Annotated in this window: 22 protein-coding genes and 2 pseudogenes; 10 read left to right on the top strand and 14 right to left on the bottom strand. The window is 68.6% G+C overall.

The genetic code is table 11. The features are described 5' to 3' along the window. Window positions 1-124 precede the first annotated feature (124 nt). The gene (locus tag OG972_RS35055; protein WP_266988453.1) at window positions 125-1,702 is read left to right on the top strand and encodes an alpha/beta hydrolase; all 1,578 of its coding nucleotides are present in this window, start codon (window positions 125-127) and stop codon (window positions 1,700-1,702) included. Between the two features lie 67 nt (window positions 1,703-1,769). Here the strand turns inward: OG972_RS35055 and OG972_RS35060 are convergent, their stop codons facing one another. From OG972_RS35060 to OG972_RS35070, 3 genes are all read right to left on the bottom strand, one after another. Further along, the gene (locus OG972_RS35060; RefSeq protein WP_266988455.1) at window positions 1,770-2,819 is read right to left on the bottom strand and encodes an NAD(P)-dependent oxidoreductase; all 1,050 of its coding nucleotides are present in this window, start codon (window positions 2,817-2,819) and stop codon (window positions 1,770-1,772) included. Window positions 2,820-2,884: 65 nt separating this feature from the next. After that, window positions 2,885-3,595 carry a 1-acyl-sn-glycerol-3-phosphate acyltransferase gene (locus OG972_RS35065; protein WP_266988457.1) on the bottom strand — a complete coding sequence of 237 codons (711 nt, stop codon included), beginning with the start codon at window positions 3,593-3,595 and terminating at the stop codon, window positions 2,885-2,887. A 723-nt stretch (window positions 3,596-4,318) separates the two neighbouring features. Beyond that, window positions 4,319-4,624: a hypothetical protein gene (locus OG972_RS35070; protein ID WP_266988459.1), complete on the bottom strand. Its 306-nt coding sequence runs from the start codon at window positions 4,622-4,624 to the stop codon at window positions 4,319-4,321. A 39-nt stretch (window positions 4,625-4,663) separates the two neighbouring features. On the opposite strand from OG972_RS35070, the gene OG972_RS35075 reads away from it, so the two are divergent. Further along, a complete protein-coding gene (locus OG972_RS35075) occupies window positions 4,664-5,131 on the top strand; it encodes a hypothetical protein (RefSeq protein ID WP_266988461.1) in 468 nt (155 codons plus the stop codon). Between the two features lie 182 nt (window positions 5,132-5,313). On the opposite strand, the gene OG972_RS35080 is transcribed toward OG972_RS35075, so the two are convergent. Both OG972_RS35080 and OG972_RS35085 read right to left on the bottom strand, forming a co-directional pair. Continuing rightward, window positions 5,314-5,673 carry a nuclear transport factor 2 family protein gene (locus OG972_RS35080; RefSeq protein WP_266988463.1) on the bottom strand — a complete coding sequence of 120 codons (360 nt, stop codon included), beginning with the start codon at window positions 5,671-5,673 and terminating at the stop codon, window positions 5,314-5,316. Window positions 5,674-5,698: 25 nt separating this feature from the next. After that, the gene (locus OG972_RS35085) at window positions 5,699-6,484 is read right to left on the bottom strand and encodes an SDR family oxidoreductase (RefSeq protein ID WP_266988465.1); all 786 of its coding nucleotides are present in this window, start codon (window positions 6,482-6,484) and stop codon (window positions 5,699-5,701) included. 108 nt (window positions 6,485-6,592) lie between these two features. On the opposite strand from OG972_RS35085, the gene OG972_RS35090 reads away from it, so the two are divergent. Further along, window positions 6,593-7,099 carry a helix-turn-helix domain-containing protein gene (locus OG972_RS35090; protein WP_266988467.1) on the top strand — a complete coding sequence of 169 codons (507 nt, stop codon included), beginning with the start codon at window positions 6,593-6,595 and terminating at the stop codon, window positions 7,097-7,099. 220 nt (window positions 7,100-7,319) lie between these two features. On the opposite strand, the gene rpsR is transcribed toward OG972_RS35090, so the two are convergent. The 7 genes and pseudogenes from rpsR to OG972_RS35125 form a co-directional block, all read right to left on the bottom strand. Further along, window positions 7,320-7,568 (bottom strand): 30S ribosomal protein S18, encoded by a 249-nt coding sequence (gene rpsR / locus OG972_RS35095; protein ID WP_266990896.1) that lies wholly within the window; start codon window positions 7,566-7,568, stop codon window positions 7,320-7,322. 61 nt (window positions 7,569-7,629) lie between these two features. After that, window positions 7,630-8,412: pseudogene (locus OG972_RS35100) on the bottom strand (GTP-binding protein); the annotation flags it as partial. A 153-nt stretch (window positions 8,413-8,565) separates the two neighbouring features. After that, window positions 8,566-9,234, bottom strand: coding sequence for a nucleotidyl transferase AbiEii/AbiGii toxin family protein (locus OG972_RS35105; protein ID WP_266990898.1), 669 nt, complete (start codon window positions 9,232-9,234; stop codon window positions 8,566-8,568). 5 nt (window positions 9,235-9,239) lie between these two features. Continuing rightward, a complete protein-coding gene (locus OG972_RS35110; protein WP_266988469.1) occupies window positions 9,240-9,632 on the bottom strand; it encodes a hypothetical protein in 393 nt (130 codons plus the stop codon). A 1,371-nt stretch (window positions 9,633-11,003) separates the two neighbouring features. After that, window positions 11,004-12,647 (bottom strand): amidohydrolase, encoded by a 1,644-nt coding sequence (locus tag OG972_RS35115; RefSeq protein ID WP_266988471.1) that lies wholly within the window; start codon window positions 12,645-12,647, stop codon window positions 11,004-11,006. A 153-nt stretch (window positions 12,648-12,800) separates the two neighbouring features. Further along, window positions 12,801-14,264, bottom strand: a complete 1,464-nt coding sequence (locus tag OG972_RS35120; RefSeq protein WP_266988473.1) for a sodium:solute symporter — start codon at window positions 14,262-14,264, stop codon at window positions 12,801-12,803. Next, window positions 14,261-14,482, bottom strand: a complete 222-nt coding sequence (locus OG972_RS35125) for a hypothetical protein (protein ID WP_266988475.1) — start codon at window positions 14,480-14,482, stop codon at window positions 14,261-14,263. The genes OG972_RS35120 and OG972_RS35125 overlap by 4 nt, the downstream gene beginning before the upstream one ends. A 162-nt stretch (window positions 14,483-14,644) precedes the next feature. Between OG972_RS35125 and OG972_RS35130 the strand changes: the two genes are divergently transcribed. Then, window positions 14,645-15,682 carry an Lrp/AsnC family transcriptional regulator gene (locus OG972_RS35130; protein WP_266988477.1) on the top strand — a complete coding sequence of 346 codons (1,038 nt, stop codon included), beginning with the start codon at window positions 14,645-14,647 and terminating at the stop codon, window positions 15,680-15,682. Window positions 15,683-16,052: 370 nt separating this feature from the next. Here OG972_RS35130 and OG972_RS35135 read toward each other — a convergent pair. Together OG972_RS35135 and OG972_RS35140 are read right to left on the bottom strand one after the other, a co-directional pair. Beyond that, window positions 16,053-16,202, bottom strand: a pseudogene (locus OG972_RS35135) (IS256 family transposase); the annotation flags it as partial. Between the two features lie 132 nt (window positions 16,203-16,334). Next, entirely contained in the window at window positions 16,335-17,750 is a 1,416-nt protein-coding gene (locus OG972_RS35140; protein WP_266988479.1) for an alpha-L-fucosidase, read from the bottom strand. Window positions 17,751-18,090: 340 nt separating this feature from the next. Here OG972_RS35140 and OG972_RS35145 point away from each other — a divergent pair, with 340 nt between their 5' ends. From OG972_RS35145 to OG972_RS35170, 6 genes are read left to right on the top strand one after another with little or no spacing between them, the layout of a single operon-like run. Next, window positions 18,091-19,185 (top strand): substrate-binding domain-containing protein, encoded by a 1,095-nt coding sequence (locus OG972_RS35145; protein WP_266988481.1) that lies wholly within the window; start codon window positions 18,091-18,093, stop codon window positions 19,183-19,185. A gap of 40 nt (window positions 19,186-19,225) precedes the next feature. Beyond that, entirely contained in the window at window positions 19,226-20,314 is a 1,089-nt protein-coding gene (locus tag OG972_RS35150; RefSeq protein ID WP_266988483.1) for a mandelate racemase/muconate lactonizing enzyme family protein, read from the top strand. Next, complete coding sequence (locus tag OG972_RS35155) at window positions 20,311-21,390, top strand: ABC transporter permease (protein WP_266988485.1); 1,080 nt, start codon at window positions 20,311-20,313, stop codon at window positions 21,388-21,390. Before OG972_RS35150 ends, OG972_RS35155 begins: the two co-directional genes overlap by 4 nt. After that, window positions 21,387-22,463, top strand: a complete 1,077-nt coding sequence (locus OG972_RS35160) for an ABC transporter permease (protein ID WP_266988487.1) — start codon at window positions 21,387-21,389, stop codon at window positions 22,461-22,463. The genes OG972_RS35155 and OG972_RS35160 overlap by 4 nt, the downstream gene beginning before the upstream one ends. Continuing rightward, window positions 22,460-24,004, top strand: coding sequence for a sugar ABC transporter ATP-binding protein (locus OG972_RS35165; RefSeq protein WP_266988489.1), 1,545 nt, complete (start codon window positions 22,460-22,462; stop codon window positions 24,002-24,004). Before OG972_RS35160 ends, OG972_RS35165 begins: the two co-directional genes overlap by 4 nt. Then, window positions 24,001-24,324 (top strand): L-rhamnose mutarotase, encoded by a 324-nt coding sequence (locus OG972_RS35170; RefSeq protein WP_266988491.1) that lies wholly within the window; start codon window positions 24,001-24,003, stop codon window positions 24,322-24,324. Before OG972_RS35165 ends, OG972_RS35170 begins: the two co-directional genes overlap by 4 nt. Window positions 24,325-24,614 lie beyond the last annotated feature (290 nt).

Consider the following 24,614-nt stretch of genomic DNA (forward strand, 5'->3'; position numbering starts at 1 on the left):
ATTCGGTAAAGAAGTGCGTGTACAGCCTGTTCCCAGGAACCCCACAGGCGACAGGATCCGCGGGAGGACCCGATGTGAACTGCGTCGCTTTCTGCGGCGCTTCAAACAATGGGGGAGGTTCCACTTGAGACGCACAGCAGTGCTCGGCTCGGCCGGCACTCTGATCGCGGGCACGCTCATAGTCGGCGCGCTAACCGCACCGACGGCCACAGCCGACGGCCGCCACCACAGCGGTTCGGAGGCGCGCGGCGTCCAGATCGCCGCCGCACGGGCGGCCCACGCCGGCATCGACTGGAAGGACTGCCCGGCCGACTGGGCCCTGGCCACACCCATCCAGTGCGGCTGGGTGACCGTACCGCTCGACTACGCCAAGCCCGACGGCAAGCAGATCAAGCTCGCGGTCGACCGGCACGTCAGCACCGGTACGAAGGAGGAGCGGCAGGGCGCGCTGCTCTACAACCCGGGCGGCCCCGGTGGTTCCGGGCTGCGTTTCCCCACCCGGATCACCAATAAGAACCCGCTGTGGACGAAGGCAGCGAAGGCGTACGACTTCGTCGGCTTCGACCCCCGCGGTGTCGGCCACTCGGCGCCGATCTCCTGCGTCGACCCGCAGGAGTTCGTAAAGGCCCCGAAGGCCGACCCGGTACCCGACAGCGAGGCCGACAAGCGCGCCCAGCGCAAGCTCGCCGCCGAGTACGCGGACGGCTGCGCCGAGCGCAGCGGCGACATGCTGCCGCACATGACCACGCCGAACACCGCACGCGACCTGGATGTCATCCGCGCCGCGCTCGGTGAGAAGAAGCTCAACTTCCTGGGCGTCTCCTACGGCACCTACCTCGGGGCGGTCTACGGCACGCTGTTCCCGGACCACGTCCGGCGCATGATCGTCGACAGCGTGGTCAATCCGGCGAAGGACAACATCTGGTACGAGGCCAACCTCAACCAGGACATCGCCTTCCAGAAGCGCTGGGACGACTGGAAGGCATGGGTCGCCCAGAACGACGCGGCCTTCCACATCGGCACCACCCCTGCCCAGGTAGAGCAGGAGTGGCTGAAGCTGCGTGCCTCGGCCAAGAAGAACCCGATCGGTGGGGTCGTCGGACCCGCCGAGCTCATCGGATTCTTCCAGAACGCGCCGTACTACGACTCCACCTGGGCGCTCGTTGCCCGGACCTGGAGCAACTACCGGGCCGGCGACACCCAGGCGCTGGTCGACGCCGCGGGCCCCGACATGTCGGACCTCGCGGGGAACGCCTCCTCCGAGAACGGCAACGCCGTGTACACGGCCGTCGAGTGTGCGGACGCCAAGTGGCCCACCAACTGGCAGAAGTGGGACCGCGACAACACCCGGCTGCACAAGGACTACCCGTTCATGACCTGGGCGAACGCCTGGATGAACCTGCCCTGTGCGACCTGGTCGGCCAAGCAGCAGACCCCGCTGGAGGTCAAGACCGGCAAGGGTCTGCCGCCCGTGCTGATCGTGCAGTCCACGCGTGACGCCGCCACCCCGTACGAGGGCGCCGTCGAGCTGCACAAGCGGTTCAAGGGTTCGCGTCTGATCACCGAGAAGGACGCCGGTTCGCACGGCGTCACGGGCCTGGTCAACCCCTGCATCAACGAGCGGGTGGACACCTACCTGCTCACCGGGCAGACCGACGGGCAGGATGTGACGTGCACCCCGCACGCCACGCCGAAGCCGTAGGCGACTGAGTGAAAGGGACGGGCGGCCGGAGAACCACCGGCCGCCCGTCCTGCCGTACGAGGACCGTTCACAGTCCCCGGTCGTACCGCTCCAGCCAGGCGTCCTCCGCCGAGTAGTCGAAGAGAACCTCGCCGTACGCCCGCAGCATCGCCGGGAAGGCGTCCCGCCAGTCCCGTCCGTCCAGCCGCGCGGCGAGCCACTCCACGGTCTTTGGCAGCGACTCCGCATAGCCGGTGACCGGCCGGTAGCCGAGCTCCTTCTCGGCGGCCGTCATGTCGTACACGATGGGATGGGCACTGCTCCACGGCGTCTCGCCCACGTGCCCTGCGGGAGGTGGTCCGTCCACCAGCACCGTCTCCGTCTCCAGGCCCAGCACCCCGTCGATCGCCGACGCGATCTCCGCGACCGTGGGCGCCGTCGGATCGCCCGCGTTGAGCACCCGCGATCCGGGCCGCAGGGCGGCGAGCCTGATCAGCTCGGCGATGTTGGACACATGGACCGGATGGAACCGGCTCGCACCGTTGTGCGCGAGCACCCGGCGCCTGCGGCCGTCCAGGAGCCGTTTCACGAAGTACAGTTCGCGCGGGGAGCGGCAGTACGAGCCATGGATCGCACCGGCCCGCAACAGCGTCACCGGCAGAGCGTCACCCGCCGCCAGCAGATCCCGCTCCAGCCGGATCTTCCGGGTCCCGTACGTGGCAGCGCCGGGTGCCACCGTGGCCTGCGTCTCGGGGATCGGCAGCGGGTACTGCGGCGCACCGTCGGGCTCGCCCTGCGTGTCGAAACTGCGGCCGCGGTCGTCCTCGTACACCGCGCCGCTGGAGATGACGACGGCCGAACCGATCCGGTCGGCGAGCCCGATCAGCTGCCGGGCGTGCTGTTCGCCGTACGCCACCATGTCGACCAGCACGTCGCACCCGTCGCCCAGCGCCGCGGCGAGTGCCCCCTCCTCGTCGCGGTCGAGGGCGACTGCCCGTACCTCATCGGCCCATCGCTCGTCCCGCCCGCCCGCCCGCGAGGCTGCCGTCACCTTCCAGCCGTCCTCGGCGAGTGCCCGCACGGCCACCCGCCCGATCTGTCCCGTTGCTCCGAGAACCCATGCGTGTCCCTTGCCCATGAGGTGCACGCTAGGCGGCGGCCGGCCCGTCGGACCACGGGAGTTCGCCCCTCGCGGATTCGCCGTCAGCGTCGCCGTTTCGGGAACTTCTTCGCCTGCTCGGCCTGTTCGGCCTTCACCTTGGCCGCGTACTCGTCGACGTACTCCTGACCGGAGAGCCCGAGGATCGCGTACATGATCTCGTCGGTGACCGCCCTGATCGCCGCCTTCTGGTCCTCCACGCCGGCGTAGCGGGAGAAGTCCAGCGGCTCACCGAAGCGGATGGTGACCTGTTTGATGCGCGGCACGACCCTGCCGGGAGGCTGGATCTCGAACGTACCGACCATCGCGCACGGCACGACGGGCACCCGCGCCTTGAGCGCCATCACCGCGACACCGACCTTGCCCTTGTAGAGCCGGCCGTCGTGCGAACGGGTGCCCTCCGGGTAGATCCCGAGCAGCTCGCCCTTGCTCAGCACCCCGAGCCCTTCACGGATCGCGGCCTGCCCCGCGTCCTTCCCGGACCGGTCCACCGGAATCTGCCCGGCGCTCCGGAAGAACGCGGCAGTCAGCCTTCCCTTCAGGCCCGGGCCGGTGAAGTACTCCGCCTTGGCGAGGAAGGTGATGCGCCGTTTGATGATCGCGGGCATCAGGAAATGGTCGGAGAACGACAGGTGGTTGCCGGCGACGATGGCCGCACCGTCCTCCGGGATGTGCTCCAATCCCTCGATCCTGGGCCGGAACAGCAGGCGCAGCAGTGGCCCCAGAATGACGTACTTGAGCACGTAATAGAACACGGGGCGGCTCCTAGCTCTGCCGGTTCGGCTCCAGGGCTGCATTCTGCCAGGTCAGCGGATATCTCAGGGGAGGACAGCCTATGTGCAGCTGTCGTCCTGCGTAACCGTCTTCGGGCGGGTCGATGCTGACCCTGTGCTGACATTACTGGCAAGGCGTCAGGTTGAGCTCTCTGCGTCGGAGTCGGTTGTCGGGGGCGCTCACGGCCCTTGATTCTTGCGGTCCATGGGGTGCGGTATCCACAAGCTGGCGACTTGACCGCCGAGCGCCAGGAGTTCGGGCCTGTCGGTCGCCCTACGGCGATCGAGGGGCGGCACTTCCGGGAGTTCGGCCGCCATGCTGTCTGAATCACTGGAGCTAAATGGCGGGGGCAGCATGCTTCGATCTCATTCCGATGACGCATCATGTCGAGTGTGTCGCGATCCTTGAACCGGCCGCGAAGGGCTCCTGACCTGCGGCTTTAGCAGTGTGCATTATGTGCGCTATGGGCGTTACGGGCGATATCTTGACGCTGAAATGACGCTCGTGACGCTCATTTGACGCTCGTTCTGATGGGGTGTCATGTGCGATTAGGTGCAGGTCAGACGGGCCTGGAGGTCGCTGCTCCGCAGAGTTCCGGTCAGGAAAGTGCTCGTTTGCTGTCCGGGTTATGGTGATATCGGTGAGCGCGATATGCACGCTCCGGGCTTCGTCCGTGGCGGGGTGCCGGGATGGGACGGCTGGTCTCAGTACGAGGGGCCGTACGGGCTCCAGCCGTGCAGGAAGGGCTTCGAGTCCTCGGCTTGCGGTTTTGGGATCTTTGGGAGGCGGGGCGGGGTGTTCACGCGGTTGAGGTGTTGGAGGTGCGCTTCGGCCCATGTGGTCCATGCTTCTGCGTCGTCTTTGGCCTGTCCGTCGGGGAGCTTCGCCACGTGGAGGCGGACGGTGCTGAGGTACTTGCCGAGGCCCGTCGCGTGACGCCATCTTTCCGCTTGTGCTTCGAGGTGCTTCACGAGGTATGACTCGGCGTACGCGATGCGGACCTGCTGCATCGCGGCTTCCCAGCGCAGGCGCTCATTCAGATCCGCTACGTGGTGATGCAGACCGCCGTGATGGCCGCCCGCGCGCTCCCCAGTACCGAGCATCCACCTGACGCCTCTCTCGGCTCATCGACGCCCACGGCCGCCTCCTTGCTGCCCGTGCCCTGCACCCCTTGCCGTGCCCTGCTGTGCGGCGACGCAGCTTGTCTGCTGACCGAGGGTATTTCGGCGGAAGAGATGGCAGGCGTCCGACTGATCGGGAACGTCGGCGAGTTCAACGACGACGCCCACGACCTCGAACAAGAGCCGCGTTCCGTAATGCGGGCGTTGAAGTCGACCACCTGTAAAGGGAAGTTGACCACGGGCGCGAAAGTCGACGCCGAGATGGACCAGGACCAGTTCTATCTCGCGCTGACCAAGAGCGGTCGCCATGGCGCCTCCGTGCATGGCCGACGGTCGGTCATCATGACCAGCTCAAGGTCCGACACCGAGATCTGGCGTATTGACGGGGATTCTTGAATCTCTCCACCCTGTGCTGAGGATGGCCTCGGAGTTGCTCACCTTGATTCCTCAGGCGGGCGTGCACGTGCTGATCCCGAACTAGAGGGCTGGCCCGGGGGTTGGGCACGGCGGCATGGAACGGCGGTCCGGGGCGAGCGGGCATCTCGTATTAGGCGGCAACGGGTGGCGTGGGAGGGGACTCAGGGTTCGATGACGAGGCGTTCGATGAGGCCGTCGCCGAGTGTGAACTGGTAGCGCAGATCGATGGTTCCGCCGGGGAAGTTGCCCTCGAGGCGGTGGGTGGCGATGTAGCGGGTCGCGTCGGTCTGCTGGGCGTCGGTGAGGTGGATGGTGTAGGTGAATTCGGTGGCGGATCGGTCGAGCCACCCCTCGATCGCCTCGGTGCCCTCGTAGGTGTTGCCGTCGTCGATCACTGTGGCTTCGCCGGTGAACGCCGTCATTGCGGTGGCGGTGTCGTGGGCGCGGTGCGCTTTCAGGTAGCGGGTGATCACCTCGGGCAGGGTGTCCGGGGTGCTGGTTCGGGGCTGGTTGTCGTGCATGACGTTCCTTGGGATGGTGGCGGGTTCAGACGGTGGGGGTGGTGCCGCCGTCGATGACGTGTTCGGCGCCGACGATGGCAGAGGCGCGGTCGGAGACGAGGAAGGCGACGAGTTCGGCGACTTCCTCGGGCCGGTTGGGGCGACCGAGCGGGATGCCGCCCAGGGAGTCCATGAGCCGGCCCAGCGCCGCTTCCTGGGTGATGTCTGCGTCGCGGGCGATCCGGGCGACGAGGTTGTCGGCGGCCGAGGTCTGGATGAAGCCGGGCGAGACGGTGTTGACGCGGACGCCGTGCGGGGCGACCTCGTTGGCCAGGCCCTTGCTGTAGGTGGTCAGGGCGGCCTTGGCGGCGGCGTAGGCCAGGGTTCCGTTCCACAGTGGCATGCGGCGCTGGATCGAGGTGACGTGCACGATCACGCCGTTGCCCTTAGTGATCATGTGAGGGAGGAGTGCTCGGTCCAGGCGGACGGCGGCCAGCAGGTTTGTGTTCAGCTCCCTGGCCCAGTCGTCTTCGCCGAGCGCCGCGAACCCTCCGGCCGGTGCCTCGGACCCGCCGAGGGTGTTGACCAGGATGTCGACGCCTCCCACGCGGGCGTCCACCTCGGCGGCTACGTGGGCTGCGCCCTGGGCGGTGGACAGGTCGGCGGTGATGAACGCCTTCTCCTCGACGTCGTCGGGGCGGCTGCGGGCGGTGACCAGTACGGTTGCGCCAGCCTGGGCGAGACGTCGGGCGATGGCTGCTCCGGTGCCCTTGGTGCCGCCGGTGACCAGAGCGCGTCGGCCTTCGAGGGATTCGCTGATGGATGTGGTCACGGTGTGCTCCGTTCCCGGGTGCAGGCGCAGAAGGCACCGCTCCCGCCATTACTGCTAAAATAGAAGCTACTAACTTCGACTTTAGCAGTAACCGAGGGGATGGTCGCCATGGCAAGCCGGATCAGGCTGGAGGACCGGGAGTGCCCGCTGTCCACGACGGTGGAACACGTAGGCGAGTGGTGGACGCTGCTAATCCTCCACGACGCCTTCGACGGCTACACACGCTTCGACCAGTTCCAGGAGAGCCTGGGAATCTCCTCCAGCATGCTCACCACTCGGCTGAAAACCCTCGTCGCGGACGGGCTACTGGAGCGCCGGCCGTACCAGACCAACCCCGTCCGCCACGAGTACGTTCTCACCGAACTCGGGCACTCCCTGCGACCGGTGATCGTCGCCCTGGCCGCGTGGGGCAACTCCCGCCTCACACCGTCCGAACGCAGCATGATCCTCATCGACGCCCAGAACGGCGAGGAAGTCGAGCCCGTCGTCGTCGACGCCAAGACCGGCCGCCGACTCGACGACAGCGACACCTACGTCTTCACCGCAGGTCCCGCAGCCAGCGACGCCATGCGCCACCGTTACGCGACACGGCCCACCAGCCCCGCGGAGGCGTAAGGCCGCACTGGCCCTCTTGTAGTCCCCCAAGACCGACGCGCGGCCAGTAGGCACTGCGGCCGTCCTATTCGCAGACACCACTGGTGCTGTACCTAGAGCACGGCTCCACCCGCCTCGTTGCGGTTCGCGTCGCGGGGCCTCGCCGTCCCCTGTAGCTCCTGGCCGCCGTCCTTGGCCGCTCAGGCTGCGGCAAGACCACCGTGTCGCGCAGCTTGCCGACTTACTGCGCGCCAACGCGGGCAGCGTATGGCAGGAGCGCCATCTCCCGGGCGTTCTTGATCGCTGCGGCGAGCTGGCGCTGTTGCTGGGCGGTGACGCGGGTGACGCGTCGGCTGCGGATCTTGCCGCGGTCGGAGATGAACTTCCGCAGCAGGTCGGTGTCCTTGTAGTCGATGTACGTGATCCCGGCCGTGTCCAGGGGGTTGGGGCGGGGCTTTTGCGGATTGTGGGGGTCGTGACGGCGGGCTATGGGGTCCTTCTTCGGTGCGGATGTCGGATGTCGGATGCCGGATGAGGGTGTGGTGCCGGGGTTATGAGACGGGTTCGAGGAGGGAGTCGAACGCGGCTGGCAGGTGCTTCCACGCCTCGGGGCCGGCGGCTTACTCGTCGTCGGTGAGCAGGCAGGACTCGAGAAGCTGTGCCAGGCCGTCGCGGTCGAGGCCGGGGGAGGTGAAGACGAGGTGCTGGCAGCAGTCGCCGTGCTCGGGGTGCCAGTCCAGTGCGGCTGCGGCTCGGCGGATCGGGGGCACCATGTCCCAGGCAGCGTCCGCCAGGGAAGCCAGCCACGGGCCGGCGTTCTCCACGCACAGTGCGCCGCCTGCGGCGTCCCAGGCGAGCAGGGTGTCGGGGCGGTCGGCGAGCCAGAACCGGCCGCGGCTGCGAGCGGCTGCGCAGCAGAGGTCTTCCAGTGCCTGGTAGAGGCGTTCGGGGTGGAAGGGGCGGCGGCGGTGCCAGGCGAGGGTGGCGACTCCTGCTTCGTCTGCTTCCTGGGGCAGCAGGGCGCAGGCCGGGTGCTGGGCGGCTGCGGCCGCTTCCACGTCGAAGCCGGCGAAGGCCAGTTGGGCGAGTTCACCGGATCCGGCGGGCACCTGACGGGCGGTCGGGTGGAGCTGGGCAAGGAGCGCGCGGTCTTCGTCGTCGGCGTCTTGGCTGTCGACGAGAGCGAGCACGGGCGCGTACTCCAGCTGGCGGGCCCAGGTGTCGCCGACGGTGCGCTGGTCGGTGGCGGCAGCGGCGAGCCCGACCTCGGCCAGGTCGTCGCCGTTGGCGAGGCAGGGCAGTACGAGCGCGGGGTCGACGGCGGTCACCACATTGGCGAGGCCGGCTGGTTCAGTGCATTGTGATGCCGGGAACGGCCTTGTCGGGGAGTCGTTGACGGCGCATTCTCTACGAATGCTCCGCTGTGTGGTGCATATTTCTCGGCTCTTGCTCTGATCGCTTGCAGATGCAGTTTCATTCGGACGCGATCAGCCGATGTCCGAATCACCCGACTCTTCGAGCAGACGGGCCGCGAGGCCGTCGGCCCACTCCACGGCCCAGGTACGAAGAGCGGTGATGGTGCTCTCGTCCAGGCCGTAGGCGGCGAAGGCTTCGTCGTCGGTCCACTCGGCTCCGGCGAGGTTTGCCTGCAGGTCTTCGCGCTCGAAGCGGCCGCGGGCGTGGCGGCGGCCGAATTCTTCGAGATCGGCAGTGTTCCAGCGGCGGGAGGCTGCGAACACGTCGATCAGGTCACGAGGCGCTCCGCGGTCAGCGAGGGCGCGGACCTTGGTCCCGATCACGTCCTCCTCCGCGAGGACGGGCCCGTACGGGCTCTGGGCGACCGGCCGCCAGAAGATCTCCTTGAGGATGTCGACCTCGCAGTCCTGCCCGGTGGCCGGGTCGGTCACGGTGAAGCGGGCGGACAGCGGGGCGGTCTCCAGCGCGTGCACCTTCCAGCCGCGGGCTTCCAGGCCGGCGCGCAGCGTAGCCGCGATGTCGGCCATGGGCGCCGGGTTCTCGGTGGCGACATCGAGGTCCTGGCTGGGGCGGTTTACGAGGCGGTGCGCCCGGACGGCATAGCCGCCCGTGAGGACCAGGGGGTACGGGGAGCCGAGGGCGATCACATCCGCCAGGAGCCGTGTGTGCAGCTCCGGCATGTCCGTCACGCGGCTGCCTGGGCGCGGGAGGCGAGCTGGGGGAAGGCGTCTTCCCATACCGTGCGCACAGTGCGGCCGACGAGGGTGCGCAGCACCGGCCACAGATGGATGAGCAGGTCCCGGTCGAGGTAGCGGGGCAGGTCCTCGCGCAGCCCCTCGTGCAGGACGGTGCGGTACAGGCCCATACGCTGGCGCGGCTTGCCCAGGTCGTACGAGGTCATCCCGGACCAGGCCATGTGCAGCGGCAGCTCGACGACCCCCTGCGTCGGGCCGTGCAACTCGTCCAGCGACTCCGGCAGACGGCACCGGAACTTCTCCCGGTACAGCGCGAGGTCCTCGGCCTCCGCGCCCGAAAGGTTCTTCGGCGCGGGTGCGGGGTGGTGTGGGCTGGAGGGCATGCCCCCATTATGGCGACCGGATAGGTGGTGCGGGTCATGATGCGGGGTCGGCGTCCGGAGCGAGCGGGGGCGGATCCCTCGGGGGCGAGCTGGGTGCCGCAGTCTGCTCCGCCCTGAGCAGAACGGACTCTCGGCCACCCATGCGCTACGACCTTGTCGAGAGCCTCCCAGGCAGTCATTCCAGGTGGTCCTGTGCCACTCGGCGGGGCCCGTGTCCGGTGGTACGGCTACGATTCGGCCGCCCGTGTGCCGCGTGGAGTCGGAGAGGAGGAGTGGCGGGGCGAATCTCTACGGAATACTCGGTCCCATGCTGTTCCTGGCTTCGGGGGCGGCGGGCGCTCGCGCGGCCCTGGCCCTCGATGACGCTCTCCTGCGTCGCACCCGGTCCCGGCTCCTGCGGCTGGGGCTGCAGCTGGCCTTCGCCGGTGTCACGGCGGCCACACTCGGCGGGATTGTCGTGGTTGCCATCGGGTGGCCGTACCTTCCCCTGACTGCGCTCCCGTGGCTCGTGGCCGCGCCGGCCCCGGGGGATACCGATGGCGTGCCGCGGGGCGTCGGCGAGCGGGCCGTGAGGGGACACGAGCGGCATGCCCAGGTGCGTGAAGAGACCCGAGGCGGGTGTGTCGGTGGGTGGACGCCTCGTCCGTGCGGCGAGGGTGGTCAGGACGGGGGAGAGGCCGTCCAGTGCGCGGGTGCGGTGGTGGGCGTATTCAAGGGTGATGGCGAGGTCCAGCGCGCCGACGCTAGCTTCCACCGGGGAGCGGGCCGTCAAGGATGCCGTCGGCAACGTGCCTCCCGCCGCAGCCGCCCGTAGCGCGAACGGCAGCAGCTGGCACCTGCTGACCCGTGACGCTCGTTTGACGCTCGGGCCTGGAAGCAGCGCACTCGCAGAGCCGGTAAACCGCCTCTGACCAGCAGTTTTCCTGTGATAAGCCCCTGTGACGTGAAAACGATGACGCATCACGTGGAGTGCGTGGCGATTCTTGAGCCCGTCGAAAAGCGGTCCTGACCTGCAGGTACGCGCCGTGTGTGTTATGTGCGTTGTGGGCGTTACGGGCGATAGGCGGAGCTGCCCCTGGCCTGGGAAGTTGTCCGAGGTCAGAAGGAGTGCCCGCGCTCGCTGGTCGAGGCGGTCTGCGCCCGGCATGGCGTGAACCGACAGCCGGTGCCTGGACCGCCCCCAGGCGAGCGGTTGAGGACGTAGTCTTCCGCCGGACACCAGAACTCGTGCACGGGGTCGCTGTCTCCGATCCCCTCATGGCCGGCGCCCTCCGGTCGGCAGGGATCTTCTCCGGCAAGAACAAGCGCTCGGCCGCCCAGAAGCGGCTGTGAAACACGTTGCCCGCCTCGTCCCACGCGCCACCGTGGCGCTCACCCGTCGCCGTTCGACCAGACCTGACGGGCGCCCACCCACGTGGCGCGCACCGGAACGGCCGCGAGGGCGTCGGGGGCGGTGGCGAACAGGTCCCGGCCGAGCACGGTGAAGTCGGCCAGGTATCCGGGAGCGATGCGGCCCTTGAGATGGGACTCGCCTGTGGCGCGCGCGGAGCCGACGGTGTAGACGCCCAGAGCCTCACGGACCGTCAGGGCCCGGTCGGCGCCGAGGACATCACCATCGCTGGTGCGCCGGGTCACCATCGTCTGGAGGGCGAGCAGCGGCTCAAGGGGACCCGCCGGGTGGTCGGACGAGCCCGCGACGACGACGCCGGCGTCCAGAAAGGAGCGGTGGTCACTGACCCGTGCGGCGCGCGCGTCACCGTAGTAGCGGCGCAGCTTGGAGCCGTGCCCGTGGACGAATGCGCCGAACGGCACCGGGGTGACCTCTGCGGCGCGGATCCGGTGGACCAGCTTCTCGTCGACGAGGGAGCAGTGCTCGATGCGGTGGTTGATCCGCTGCTCGGGGTGGGCGGCGCGGGCCGCCTCGATGGCGTCGAGGACCTGGGAGACGGCCAGGTCGCCGTTGGCGTGCACGCCAACGCGCAGGCCCGCCGCGTGCAGGGCGAGAACTGCGTCGGCGAGCTCGGTCTCCTCCAGGAGCTGGATTCCGTTGTCGGACCCGGTCTCGGCCGGGTAGGGGTCGCGGCACAGGCAGGTGCCCCCGGCCAGCGCGCCATCCATGATGATCTTGGCGCCGACGATGCGCAGCCACTCGTCGCCGAATCCGGCGTGCAGGCCCGCGTGGCGCAGGGGGTCCGCGTAGCGATGCCACAGGAGGGCGCCCACCCGCATCGTCAGGCGGCCGCGCTCGCGCATGCGCTGATAGGTGCGCAGTGCGGACGGGGTGGTCACGGCGTCGCAGACGGAGGTGACGCCGGCCGCATGGTAGGCGGTGAAGACGTCGGCCAGCGGTTCGAGCAGGGCCTCGGGCGCTTCCTGCGGCAGCAGGGCGGGTTCGCCGGAGGCACGGTAGAGCTGGTCGAACCAGGTCCGCTCGTAGAGCCAGCCGTCCAGTCGGCCCGTCGTGTCGCGGCCCAGGTCGCCGCCGGTCTGGGGGCCGCTGCCGTCGTGCAGACCAGTCAGCATCAGGGCCGCGGAACCGGCGACCGCCATGTGAAACGAGAAGTGGATCACCAGGACCGGGTGTCGGGTGGTGATCGCGTCGAGCGCGGTGCGGTCGATGCGGCCGTCGGGGTCGGTGGCGGGGTTGTAGCCCTGGGCGACGATCCATCGGCCCGGCTCGGTGGCGGCCACTCGCGCCGCGAGCCGCTCCCGGGGGGTTCCGGTGCCCGCGCCCAGGTCGAGGCGGAGAGCGGCGTTGGCCACCTCCATGGGATGGCAGTGCGCGTCGTGGAAGCCGGGCACCAGGTGGGCGTCGCCCAGATCGACGGTCTCGGCGCCGGGCAGTGCCGTGTACGCCTCGGCTGCCTCGCCGACTGCGGCGATCCGCTCGCCGACGGTGGCGAGGACCCGAGTGTCGGCCTCACCGTCCAGGGTGGTGATGCGGCGGGCCCGGATGATGCGAACAGGCGTGGGAGGGGCGACGGGGCTGTGCTGCCTGTTGGTCGCGGCGGTCATACGTTCGGTCTCCTTCTTGTTCCTCGTTCCCGTGCGGCTGGACATGTCTACGAGGACGGCGGCCGGACGGGAACGAGGGGGCGGTGCGGTGGTGTGGCGACGTCCGGCGGACGGTCGCTGGTGACGGTGCGTCTTCGGGAAGGGACTGCAAGGTCAGCGCGCGGGTGTCGGGGCCGGCGCCGGGGCCTCCCGCTCCTCCTCGGCGGCACGGCTGCTCCGCAGGCGCGAGACCGCCTCGGTCACCACTGCCACCAGGACGTTGACCGCCAGGGAGACGAGACCGTTGCTGACCGGACCGTCGTAGATGCCACCGAAGGTCAGCCAGATGAGGACGGCCTCGCCGGCGACAATGCCCGCCCCCGCCGACGGTGCGCGTAGCAACGGGCGCCTGGTCAGGGCGGCGGCCGTCGCCGGGGCCATCTGGGCGAGCCCGCTGTAGGTGAGCAGGAGCAGGTTGGCGAGAGCATCAGGCCGGGCGACAGCCAGGACGAGGGCGACTCCGACACCGGCCACCACGGTGGCGTGGTTGACGATGAGCGCGCGACGGCGGTCCTGTACGCGCAGCACATTGCGGGCGACCATGGTCGACATGCCGAGCACGATGGCGGCGGCCGGGACCATGGCAGTGGCGGCCGCTCCGACGGCCACGACGCCCACGAGCCAAGCGGGCAGTGTCTGGGAGACCAGGGTGAGCAGGACTCCGTTGTTCCCGTTGACAGGAGCCGAGAGCGCGGTGATCGCGAAAAGGCCTACGATGATCGGGATGGCCTGGGTAGCTCCGTAGACGGGCATCCAGATGCTGTTCTTACGCAGGGCGCGCTCGGAGTCGGCGGCCATGACCGCGGGCCAGCCGTGAGGCATTGTCATGAACAGCACGCTGAACAGACTGGTCAGCATCGCGGTGAAGAACCAGATGGTGCCGTGCGGGCCACTGTGCGGGACGCTGAGCAGCTCACTGTGGTGGGAGCGCAGTTCACCGCCGAGGCTGCCGAGCCCGCCATGAAAGTGGGCGGGGACAGCGACGAGCAGGACGATCAGGACGACCAACATCAGGGCGTCCTTGAAGTACGCGGTCCTGGCGACACCGTGGATGCCGGACCACAACACGAAGGCAACGATGAGCACCGAGGCGAGGATCATCGCGGGGGTGCCGACGTTGTCCTTGCCGGTGGCGAGTTCGACGACCAGGCCGAGTCCCGTGATCTGCAGTTGCAGATAGGGCAGCAGGAAGAGCACGCCGAAGACGGCGGTAACGGTGCCGAGCAGGGGGCTGCGGTAGCGGTCGGCGAAGAAGTCGCCTTGCGTGACATGGCCGCGTTCGCGCCCGATGCGCCACACGATCGGACTGATGACGTAGAGGCCGACGTAGGCGATGGGCAGGTACGGCAGGGCGTAGACGACCGCGACACCGGAGCTGAAGGCGAGGCCCGCGAGGCCCAGGAACGTGAAGGTCGTGTAGATCTCCCCAGCCTGCAGGAACCAGGTGGTCAGGGCGCCGAAGTTACGGCCTCCGACGCTCCACTCCTCAATACTGGTGGCGGGCTTGCGACGGCCCATCATGCCGAGTAGGCCGATGACGACTATGCCGACGACGCAGACGACGAGGACGGTGCTCATCGGCGCTCCTCCTGGAGGTTTTGGGGGCGGGCAGCGAGCGCAGTGTGGCGCCGCTCGACGAAGGCGAGGGCAGGGGTCAGGGCGAGGACCCAGACGACGGACCAGACCAGCAGGGACGGCATGCCGAACCACAAGTGCGGTCCGTTGACGAAAGGCAGCCAGACAGCTGACAGCAGGGCCACTACAGGCACGGCGGTCAGCAACCACGGAAGGCGCATAGCGAACTCCGAGACATGTCGCGAGTCGGTGGTCGGCTGCCGAGAGACGGACAGCCACCGCGGCGGACGGCCGGCGGCCGTTGCCAAATCACGCAAGTAGCTTGAAACTCCTGGAGTGCACCCCATGGATTTCTGCATAATTCATTCAGGAGCGATGCCACAGTGACCGATTCCGCCACCGGCTTGTTGGACGAGCTGGATCTGTCCCTGGTCAATGCGCTCCAGACCGCGCCCCGCGCGTCCTGGGCGCGGGTAGGAAAGGCCATCGAGGTCAGCCCGGTGACGGCGGCGCGGCGCTGGGAGCGGCTGCGCGCCCAGGGCCTGGTCTGGGTGACCGCGTACGGCGGAGCCTTCGTCAACCACCACCACTGTGTCGCCATCGTCGGCGTGGACTGCGAACCCGGCCGCATCCCAGCGATCTCGGCCGCGCTTGCCGAGCAACCGCAGATCGCCAGCATCGAGCACACAGCGGGCCACCACGACCTGTCCCTCAACGTCATGGTGGACTCGCTGGCCGACCTCTCCCGGCTGCACACCGAGGTCCTCGGGAGACTGCCCGGGGTGCGTGCCACACACAGCCGGATCGTCACCCGGTTCTTCACCGAGGGCTCCCGCTGGGACATTCGCGCCATCAGCCGCGACCAGCGCGAGGCAGTCCGCTCCGGGGCGCCCCCCGCGGTGGGTGACGTCGATCCCGCACCGGCCGAGGCCGACCGGGAGCTGCTGCTCGCACTCGGCGCCGACGGGCGCGCCGGATACGGCGAATTGGCCCGGCGTACGGGAATGAGTGAGTCGACGGTGCGGCGCCGGGTGGCGTGGATGGTGCGCACGGGGGCCGCGCTGCCGCGCTGCGAGGTGGCGCACACCTACTCGCCGTATCCGGTGTTCGCCACCTTCCACGCGAACGTGCCCTCCGACGCACTGGCCCGGGTCGGCCCCGCACTGGCGGCGCTGCCGGAGGTGCGGATGTGCGCGGCGACCACCTCGAACCACAACCTGGTGGTCAACAGCTGGGTGCGCTCCACCTCCGATGTGCTGCGCCTGGAGTCGTACATCGCCGAGCGCTTTCCGGAGATCGCCATGACCGAGCGCTCCCTCACGCTCGGCAATCCCAAGCGCATGGGCTGGATCCTCGACGAGGCGGGGCGGGCGGTGCGGCACGTACCCATCGACCTGTGGCGGCGGCCGGGGGCCGGCTGAGCCGCCAGGGGAGTCGCACGCCTGCGATAGAACCTGGTGCGTCCGGCCCTTGAATCGGCCCTAGGTCCGTGTCGTGGTCCGCGTCGGTCGATGCAGGCTGTGGGCACAGCGCAGCGATCACGGTCTCGGCATCAGCGGACGGCAGCCTCACCGTGCCCCGAGCCGTGGTTGCGGCCTGCTGCAGTTCCTGGCGCGCCGCCGGCAGAAGGGTATGTGTTCCTCCCCGATGGCTCCTTGGGAAGGTGCTGCAGCAGCAGTGCGGCCTCCGCCTGGTTGAACCGGACTGGTGCTCCTGGCATCCGCCGGTGGAGATCCGAAGTACCACGTCGCGCAGGCGCGGCGCCGTTTTCCCGGTCGCGGGGCACGCTGTCTCCGCCGGCCCGACGTCGGTGAGCACGGTCTTGCCGCGGGTGCCGTCGGGGGAGTTGCCGCCGTTCTTGCCTGCCGGGTCGTGCTTGTCATGGCCGAAGCGGTCGGTGAACTCGCCTTCAGGGGCGGACTCCAGCAGCCGTTTGGTCAGGGCGGAACTCCTCCGTGGTGCCGGTCGTGGTGTACGTCTGCCCGCACCCCGACCGGGGTGCGGGCAGACGTACACCACGCGGTGTTCTTCAGGCTCGTTCAATGGCCGATGGGACGCGGCGGTGGACTCTCATCAGGACATGGAGCCGATCTCCTTCAACCGGTCGACGTAGTTCTGTGGCAGGCGGCCGGTGCGGTCGGGGCCCACGTTGAGCAGGAAGAGGGCGTTGCCGGCGTTGGCCTTGTGGAGGTTGTCGACGATGTCGCTCGCGGACCGCGGGGCACCGGTCGACGTGGTGTTGAACCATGTGCTGTTCGTGTCCAGCGTGTCGCTGGCGTCGACGGGGCGGGCGTTGGTGGCGGGGGGCATGCCCTGGACCGGGACCTCGTAGACGATGACGTCCGAGGTCTGGAGCGTTCCGAAGTGGTCATTCTTCGCGACCACGGTGTGCGGCGAGACCTGCCGGATCATGTCGCGCACGGGCTGGTAGGGGATCTTGGAGTACGGGACATGCCAGCCCCAGCCGTCGAACCAGAGGTAGTCGATCTGCCCGTACTTGGTGAGCAGTTCGCGCAGCTGGTTCTGGATGAGTTCGGTCGAGTCGCCGTTGTGCCTGTCCCAGATGGAGAAGTAGATCCCGACCTTGAGGCCCTTGGCGTGCATGGCGTCGACGTACTCGCGGACGATATCGCCCTTGCCTCCCTTGTACGGGCTCCTGGCGACGTCGTAGTCGGACTGGGCGGTGTCCCACAGGGAGAAGCCGTCGTGGTGCTTGGCGGTGAGCACGCCGAACTTCATCCCGGCGTCCTTCATGCTCTGCGCCCACTGCTTCGGGGCCAGGGCGGTCGGATTGAAGTCGGCCGGGTTGCCGTTGGGGTCGGCCCACTGGGTGTTCTGATACGTCGACATGTTGAAGTGCAGGAACATGCCGAACGGGCTGTGTTTCACCCACTTCTGCGCGTCCGCGGACGGCGAGACAACCTCGTCACCGAAGGCCTGGACCTCGGCGAGCGAGAGGTAGTCGGTGCCTTCGAGCTGGATACGGAGGTAGCGGGCAGAGCGGGTCATCGCCACCTCCGCCGAGGGGCCGGAGAGCGAGCTGACCTTGGTGGCGGTGACGCCGGCCTGGTTGCGGGCGTCGGTCAGGCTCCGGGCCGTGATGGGGGTGTCGGAGGCGAGGACCCAGAAGTTCGACAGCCGCGCGGTGCAGCAGTCGGTGCGGTTCCAGACGACCACCTTGTCGACCTTCTTCGAGGCCCCCAGGTCGGTCTGCCAGTACGGCTGGGACTCCAGGCCGGTGTGGCTGACGGAACCGGTGCCCCAGTTTCCGTTCGTGCTGCCGTCGGCGGCGCGGTTCGCGGCACCGCCCTCATAGGTGCTGTTCTGGGTCGCCGCCGTGCCGAAGACCAGGTTCCGCGGTTCGCTGCCGGGTGGTGCGCTGTCGGCTGCCGTGGCCCCTTCCGCTGCCGCGGCGGTTTGGGAGACGCCTGTGGCCAGCAGGCCGAGCACCGCGACGGCGCCGGCCAGGCGTGTTCTCAAAGAACGCATCGCTCCTACTTCCCCTAGGCTGCAATGAATTTCCTATATGATTTTGGGTCGACAGTGGTCAGTCAAGGGGCGCGTCCCGACTTGTTCAGATCGTCGCCCTCCGGAGCCGTGGCGTTGTGGGGTGAGTTCGGGCGCCTGGCCTGCGGGGCTGTCGGAAGGCTGCAGTGGGCCGGGTCCAGCTGGCAACTTTTCCTGGCGAACGGCTCCGAATGTGCGGCCGGGGCCATGGTTGCAGTGCATGCCGGCGAGGTCTCCGCACCGCTCGCGGGTCTTGACGAGGTGACTCGACTGACGCATCATCGCCGCATCGATTTCCTATTTGATTTTGGAGGTGAGGGAGATGCGTCTCCGAACCAGATCTCTCCTGCCGGGAGTTGTCGCCGCCGCGGTGCTGGCCGTGGGCTCGACAGCTTGCACGATCAAGAACTCGGATGAACCGGCGGGCGGGCAGGTTCCCACGACCGCGCGGGCGGGCAGCGGCACAGCGGAGCTCGCGGACGGATCGGCCACCAAGGTCGCGCTCGTGCCCGGTGGCGCTCACCCCTACTTCCAGCCCTGGAAGACCGCCGGCGCCGACGCTCGGAAGACCTACCGGCTCGGGGACGTGACGTTCGACGAGACGGCGGAGTGGGACCAGCAGAAGCAGAACAACCTGCTGTCCACCCTGGCCGCGCGCGGCTACAACGCGTTCGGCGTCTTCGGTGTCTCGCCGACGGACATCAACACCACGTTCGCGGACCTGAAGTCCCAGGGCTTCGCTGTGGCCTCACTCGGCTCCTGCCCGGCGGGCACGACGAACGAAGCCGACTTCTGCCTCTCCACGGACGTCGAACTCGCCGCGTACAAGGCGGCCAAGGCCGCCATCGACGCGATGGGCGGCAAGGGCAAGATCGTCCACGTGACGGGCAACAATGTGGACGCCAACACCCAGCTGCGGATCAAGGGCGTCGCCAGGGCCGTGAAGGAGTCGGGCGGCAAGGTGCAGCTGCTGCAGACCGTCACCGACATCGACAAGGACCTGCAGACCGCGCAGAAGGCGGTGTCCGACCTGCTGGCAGCCAAGGGCAAGCAGATCCAGGGCATCGTCTCCACCGCCTACAACCCGGCCGTCGCCGCCGCCGACGCGGTCAGGAGCTCCGGTTCGCAGGCGAAGGTTGTCGCCATCGACGACGACGCCAAGATCCTCAGCTCGATCAAGCAGGGCACGGTCACCGCCACCGTCGTGCAGAACCCGGTGGGACAGGCCGAGGTCGGCGCATGGGCACTCGCGCTGCTGCAGACAAAGCAGTGCACCATGCGGACGCCAGGGCAGTCCGTCGACTCCGGCTCCTTCGTTGTCACCAAGGACAACATCACGACCTACGACAGTGCGAGGCAGACGAAGACCGATCAGCTGAAGAAGCAGTTCGCTGACGAAGTCCTGGCGTGCAGCTGACCCCTGCCGTCCCCGCACTACAGAAAACGGACATCACGAGATGAGCATCATCACAACCGCCACGGCCAAGCTGGCCGACATCGCCGTGGAGACGGACCGCACCGACGCGGTGCAGTCCTTCGTCAAGCAGGAGACGGTACTCGTCGACATCACCACGGCGGACGGCAGCGCGGGGACAGGCTACGCCTACACCATCGGCACCGGCGGAACCTCCGTACTGGCCCTGCTGCGGGACCACCTGCTGCCCGTCCTCATCGGTCAGGACGCGCGCAACGTCGAGGCGCTGTGGCAGCGGCTGTTTGCCCTTACCCGTGCGACCACCACTGGAGCCATCACCTCGCTCGCGCTCGCCGCCGTCGACACCGCGGTGTGGGACGTGCGCTGCAAGCGCGCGGGCGAGCCGCTGTGGCGGCTTGCAGGCGGCCACCGCCAGGAAGTTCCGGTCTACGACACCGAGGGCGGCTGGCTCCACCTGAACACCGAGGAACTCGTGAAGGGCGCGCTCCAGGCCCAGGAGGCCGGGTGGGCCGGCGTCAAGATCAAGGTGGGCAAGCCGCATGCCGCCGAGGACGCGGAGCGCCTGCGCGCCGTACGGGAGGCTGTCGGCTCCTCGCTGCACATCATGACGGACGCCAACCAGTCGCAGACGATGTCCTCGGCCCTCCAGCTGGCAGCCGCGCTGGAGCCCTACGACCCTTACTGGCTCGAGGAGCCCCTGCCGGCGGACGACATCAGTGGCCATGCCCGGTTGGCGAGTGCGACGCGGATTCCCGTCGCTGTCGGCGAGTCCATGTACTCGCCCATGCAATTCCGCAACTACCTCGAGGCGGGCGCCGCTTCCATCGTGCAGGTCGACGTCGCCCGGGTCGGCGGGATCACGCCCTGGCTCAAGGTCGCGCACACGGCGGAGAGCCACAACGTCATGGTGTGTCCGCACTTCCTGATGGAACTGCATGTCAGCCTCGCCGCCGCGGTGCCCAACGGCATGTACGTCGAGTACATCCCGCAGCTGCGGGCCGTCACCCGCAGCGAATTGACGGTCCGCGACGGGCTGGCCGTGGCGCCCGACGTTCCGGGGATCGGCATCGACTGGGACGTGGACGCCATCGACAACCGGAGGGTGTCGTGACAATGCCCGTTGCCCCACCGGACGGTGACACCAACACCGCCGAGGCCACTGCGTCGCGTCCCGTGCACCGGCTGCCGTTCTGGGTCAACCAGCGGCTTGGCCTGCTCGTGCTCATCGTCTCCCTCAGTGCCCTGTTCGGTGTGCTGCGGCCGGCGTTCCTCGACGAGCGGCTCGTGCTGTTCCCGCTGCTGCGGGACATCTCGACGCTGACTGTGGTGGCGCTCGCCCAGATGGTCGTCCTCTCAGTGGGGCACATGAACCTGGCCGTCGGACGGATGGCCGCTTTCGGGGCCCTGTTCGCGGGATTCGGATACGACCGGCTGGGCCTGCCGCTGCCGCTGGGCCTGCTGCTGTGCCTGTTCGCCGGAGCCGCCATCGGCGCGCTGACCGGCTGGATCATCACCCGCACAGGGGTGAGTTCCTTCGTCGTGACCCTGGCGATGGACTTCGCGCTGCTGGGACTCGTCTCCCTGCTCTACTCGGCCCTGACCGAGAACGCCGCCTTCACCACCAAGCCGTCAGGGCTCGCGGAACTGCGCTCGTACTCGCTGGCCGACATCTGCGTCGGGCCCGTGTGCGGATCCCCGGCCGTACCGCAGCTGGCGCAGTTCACCGTCCTGGCACTGCTCGGCCTCGGTTTCCTGTACGCCTGCACCCGCATCGGCCGGGAGCTGCTGCTCACCGGGGCGAACCCCGCAGCGGCGGAGCTGTCCGGCATTCCCACCGGCCGCCGCGTCATCCTGGCGCACACGCTCTCGGGGCTGCTCGCCGCGCTCGCCGGATTCATGGCCGCCGTCAGCACCGGAACGTTCCGCGCCTCCATCGGGGACGACTTCATGCTGCCCTCGTTCCTCGGCGCGGTGCTCGGCGGCACCCTGCTCACCGGCGGCGTCGTCTCGGTGCTGGGAGTTCTGCTGGGCACGTCCCTGGTCGGCGTCATCCGCAAGGGGCTCGACCTGCTCGGTGTCGGTCTCGAAAGCCTGAACATTTACCTCGGATGCGTACTCCTGCTGGCCCTCTCGGCCGACCGCGTGCGTACCGTCCTGTCCTATCGCAAGGTGGTGCGCTCCACATGATCACAATCCGCGATCGGGGAGCCCGGGGCGTCGCGGTCCTGCGCCGCTTCTCCCGCTCCACGACGATGACCCTGCTGTGCGTGGTGCTCGCTGGTTACGTCGCCCTGGGTGTGGCCTCCTCCGGCTCGTTCTTCGAGGGCCCCTCGGTGCGCACCTTCCTGCAATACCTGGCCACCCCTGTCCTCATCGGGCTCGCCCAGATGATCGCGCTGTGCGTCGGACAGCTCAACCTCGCGGTCGGGGCGCTCGGCGGCTTCACTGCCTGCCTGATGGGCGTCCTCATGGCAGACCAGGGCGTGCCCGCCGGGGTCGCGGTGGCAGCCGGTGTGCTGACGGCGACAGCTGTCGGTTTGGTGACGGGCCTGTTCATCGTGGCGACGAAGATCAACGGCTTCATCGTCACACTCGGGACGATGACGATCCTCCTGGGAGCGCAGTACCGGCTGGCCGGTACGCGCACCGTCGACGGCTACTCCGCCGGCCTGAGGGACCTCGGCAGGGCGGCCCCGCTGAACGTCCCGCTGGTGTTCGTCACGGCTCTGGCCGCTGCGGCCCTGCTCGCTGCCTTCCTGTACCGCAGCAGCGCCGGCCGACGGCTCCTGGCGGCAGGCGGCAACCCGCTGGCGGCCAGGCTGTCGGGCATCTCCACCGACCGGCAGATCGTGCTCGCCCACACCCTGTCGGGGCTCTTGATCGGCGTGGCCGCCCTGACCGCAACGGCGTCGCTGCCCGGAGTCAACCGCAGTGTCGGCGGCGACTGGCTGCTGCCCAGCTTCGCGGCTCCCATCATCGGCGGCGTCGCGCTCACCGGAGGCTCGGTCGCTGTGCTCGGCACGGTGCTGGCAGCCTTCGTGATGCGGCTCATCGACGCCGCACGGGCGCAGTTCTCCCTCGACCCGAGCTGGGTGAACTTCCTCATCGGCCTGGTCGTGCTCGGCACGGTGGTCGGCGGCCGTATCCACCAGACCCACCTGGAGAAGAAGGGCAGTTCGCGCGGCCGCACACCGCCCGCGCCACCGGAGAGTGACGCGCAGCCGGCTGTCGTTCTGCCGCACATGGGAGGTGCCCGATGAGCAACGTCCTTCTCGAATGCCAGGCCATCGTCAAGGTCTTTCCCGGGGTACGGGCCCTGGACGGCGTCGGACTGCGCCTCACCGCGGGGTCCGTCCATGCGCTGCTCGGCGAGAACGGCGCGGGAAAGTCCACCCTCATCAAGGTCCTGACCGGGGTGCACACACCCAACAGCGGCCGTCTCACCTGGTGCGGCGACGAGGTCCACCTGCGCTCGCCGCTGGAGGCCACCCGCACCGGCATCGGCGTCGTGCACCAGGAGCGCAATCTGATTCCCGGCTTCTCGGTGGCCGAGAACATCACGTTGCAGAGCCCTCCCTCGCACCGCGGTCTCATCGACCGCGCGGCCATGACCGCCCCCGCTCTGACATGCCTCGGTGAGCTGGGCCTGGACATCGACCCGGACCAGCCGGTCCGTGAACTGTCCGTGGCACAACAGCAGTTGGTGGAGATTGCGAAGGCCCTGTACACCGAGAGCCGGGTGCTGCTCCTCGACGAGCCGACGGCTTCCCTCTCCCCGCAGGAGGCGGAGCGCCTGTTCGAGGTCGTCCGGCGGCTGACAGCCCGAGGGACGTGCGTCGTCTTCGTCAGTCACAAACTGGAGGAGGTGTTCGCCATCTGCGACACCGTCACCGTGCTGCGTGACGGCAGGTCCGTGCTCGAGTCCTCGCCGCTCGCCGACCACACCCAGGACGACGTGGTCAGCCTCATGGTGGGCCGCGCCCACTCGGCGACCGAGATGCGTCCGCGTGAGGTGGACACGTCCGCGGCACCGGTTCTCTCGCTCGACAGGGTCTCCACCGCCGCCGGGCACCGGGACATCAGCCTGGACGTACGGCCCGGCGAGATCGTCGGTCTGTACGGACTGGTCGGAGCCGGGCGCAGCGAACTGGTCAAGGCCGTGCTCGGCCTCGACCGCGTCACCGGCGGCGAGATCCGGCTGCACGGCAAACCGGCGCGTATCGCTTCTCCCCGGCAGGCCTTGCACGTCTTCGGCATCGGTTATCTGACCGAGAACCGCAAGGAGGAAGGGGTCTTCCTGGAGCAGCCCATCGTCCGGAACATCACGGTGACGGTGTGGAAGAGGCTGGCGAAGGCGTTCGGGTTCGTCTCCTCACGCGAGGAACAGGAGGTGTCGCACGACCTCGTCGAACGTCTCGGCATCCGCATCTCCGGGCTCGGTCAGAACGCCGGTGAGCTGTCCGGTGGCAACCAGCAGAAGGTGAGCCTGGCGAAGTGGCTGGCGGCCGACACGCGGCTGCTCATCGTCGATGAGCCGACGGTCGGTGTCGATGTGCGCACCAAACACGCCTTCCACGAACTGATCTGGGAGCTGGCCCGCGACGGTCTGCCCATTCTGCTGATCAGCAGCGACCTCGCGGAGATGATCACGCTCGCGGACCGGGTGGTTGTCATGGCCGACCACCGGATCCGCGGTGAGGTCGACAACGACCGCGACTACGAGCGGATGAGCGGCAGGATCATCCGTATCATCCACGACCGCGCGCTCTCGGCCGTGGGCCCGAAGGCGGTGCGGGCATGAAGCGCGTGGCGCAGGTCATCCGGGTTCGCCCGGAAAAGCTCGACGAGTACCGCGAACTGCACCGCGACGTCCCCCCGCCGGTACTGGAACAACTGCGGCGCTGCCACATCGCCAACTACTCGATCCACCTGCTCGGCGACCGGCTCTTCAGTTACTTCGAGTACCACGGCGACGACCTGGCCGCGGACATCGCCCTGATGGCTGCGGACGAGGCGACGCAGGCATGGTGGAAACTCACCGACCCCTGCCAGCAGCCCGTGGAGGAGGCGGCGCCGGGCGAGTGGTGGGCCTCCACGGAGCAGGTCTTTCTCATGGAATAGGCCGCCCCAGCACCCCAGTTCGGCTGTGCGTGGACGACCGTCCGGCGCCCCGGGCTCCGTACGACCACCCTCGCGATTCGCCCCGCGATCCGCGACCGCAAGGAGGAACACGTGAAACTGCTGCGCCTTGGCGCCCCCGGCGAGGAACGCCCCGCAGTCCTCGACAGCGACGGACGCACCTACGACATCTCCGGGCTGACCCGCGACATCGACGGCCCCTTCCTGGCGGGCGGCGGTGTGGAGAATGAAGAGGCAGACATGAACAGGCACGACGACAGCGACGCCCGGAT

It is taken from the genome of Streptomyces sp. NBC_01669, assembly GCF_026339735.1.
GTDB lineage: Bacteria > Actinomycetota > Actinomycetes > Streptomycetales > Streptomycetaceae > Streptomyces > Streptomyces yanii.

What these genes read in the sequence shown, in the direction of transcription:
- OG972_RS35110 (WP_266988469.1), bottom strand. Translation starts at nt 9,632, where the DNA reads ATGCCCTCCAGCCCACACCACCCCGCACCCGCGCCGAAGAACCTTTCG.
- OG972_RS35090 (WP_266988467.1), top strand. Translation starts at nt 6,593, where the DNA reads ATGGCAAGCCGGATCAGGCTGGAGGACCGGGAGTGCCCGCTGTCCACG.
- OG972_RS35165 (WP_266988489.1), top strand. Translation starts at nt 22,460, where the DNA reads ATGAGCAACGTCCTTCTCGAATGCCAGGCCATCGTCAAGGTCTTTCCC.
- OG972_RS35125 (WP_266988475.1), bottom strand. Translation starts at nt 14,482, where the DNA reads ATGCGCCTTCCGTGGTTGCTGACCGCCGTGCCTGTAGTGGCCCTGCTG.
- OG972_RS35120 (WP_266988473.1), bottom strand. Translation starts at nt 14,264, where the DNA reads ATGAGCACCGTCCTCGTCGTCTGCGTCGTCGGCATAGTCGTCATCGGC.
- OG972_RS35115 (WP_266988471.1), bottom strand. Translation starts at nt 12,647, where the DNA reads ATGACCGCCGCGACCAACAGGCAGCACAGCCCCGTCGCCCCTCCCACG.
- OG972_RS35105 (WP_266990898.1), bottom strand. Translation starts at nt 9,234, where the DNA reads ATGCCGGAGCTGCACACACGGCTCCTGGCGGATGTGATCGCCCTCGGC.
- OG972_RS35160 (WP_266988487.1), top strand. Translation starts at nt 21,387, where the DNA reads ATGATCACAATCCGCGATCGGGGAGCCCGGGGCGTCGCGGTCCTGCGC.
- OG972_RS35060 (WP_266988455.1), bottom strand. Translation starts at nt 2,819, where the DNA reads ATGGGCAAGGGACACGCATGGGTTCTCGGAGCAACGGGACAGATCGGG.
- OG972_RS35140 (WP_266988479.1), bottom strand. Translation starts at nt 17,750, where the DNA reads ATGCGTTCTTTGAGAACACGCCTGGCCGGCGCCGTCGCGGTGCTCGGC.
- OG972_RS35070 (WP_266988459.1), bottom strand. Translation starts at nt 4,624, where the DNA reads ATGCAGCAGGTCCGCATCGCGTACGCCGAGTCATACCTCGTGAAGCAC.
- OG972_RS35145 (WP_266988481.1), top strand. Translation starts at nt 18,091, where the DNA reads ATGCGTCTCCGAACCAGATCTCTCCTGCCGGGAGTTGTCGCCGCCGCG.
- OG972_RS35150 (WP_266988483.1), top strand. Translation starts at nt 19,226, where the DNA reads ATGAGCATCATCACAACCGCCACGGCCAAGCTGGCCGACATCGCCGTG.
- OG972_RS35170 (WP_266988491.1), top strand. Translation starts at nt 24,001, where the DNA reads ATGAAGCGCGTGGCGCAGGTCATCCGGGTTCGCCCGGAAAAGCTCGAC.
- OG972_RS35080 (WP_266988463.1), bottom strand. Translation starts at nt 5,673, where the DNA reads ATGCACGACAACCAGCCCCGAACCAGCACCCCGGACACCCTGCCCGAG.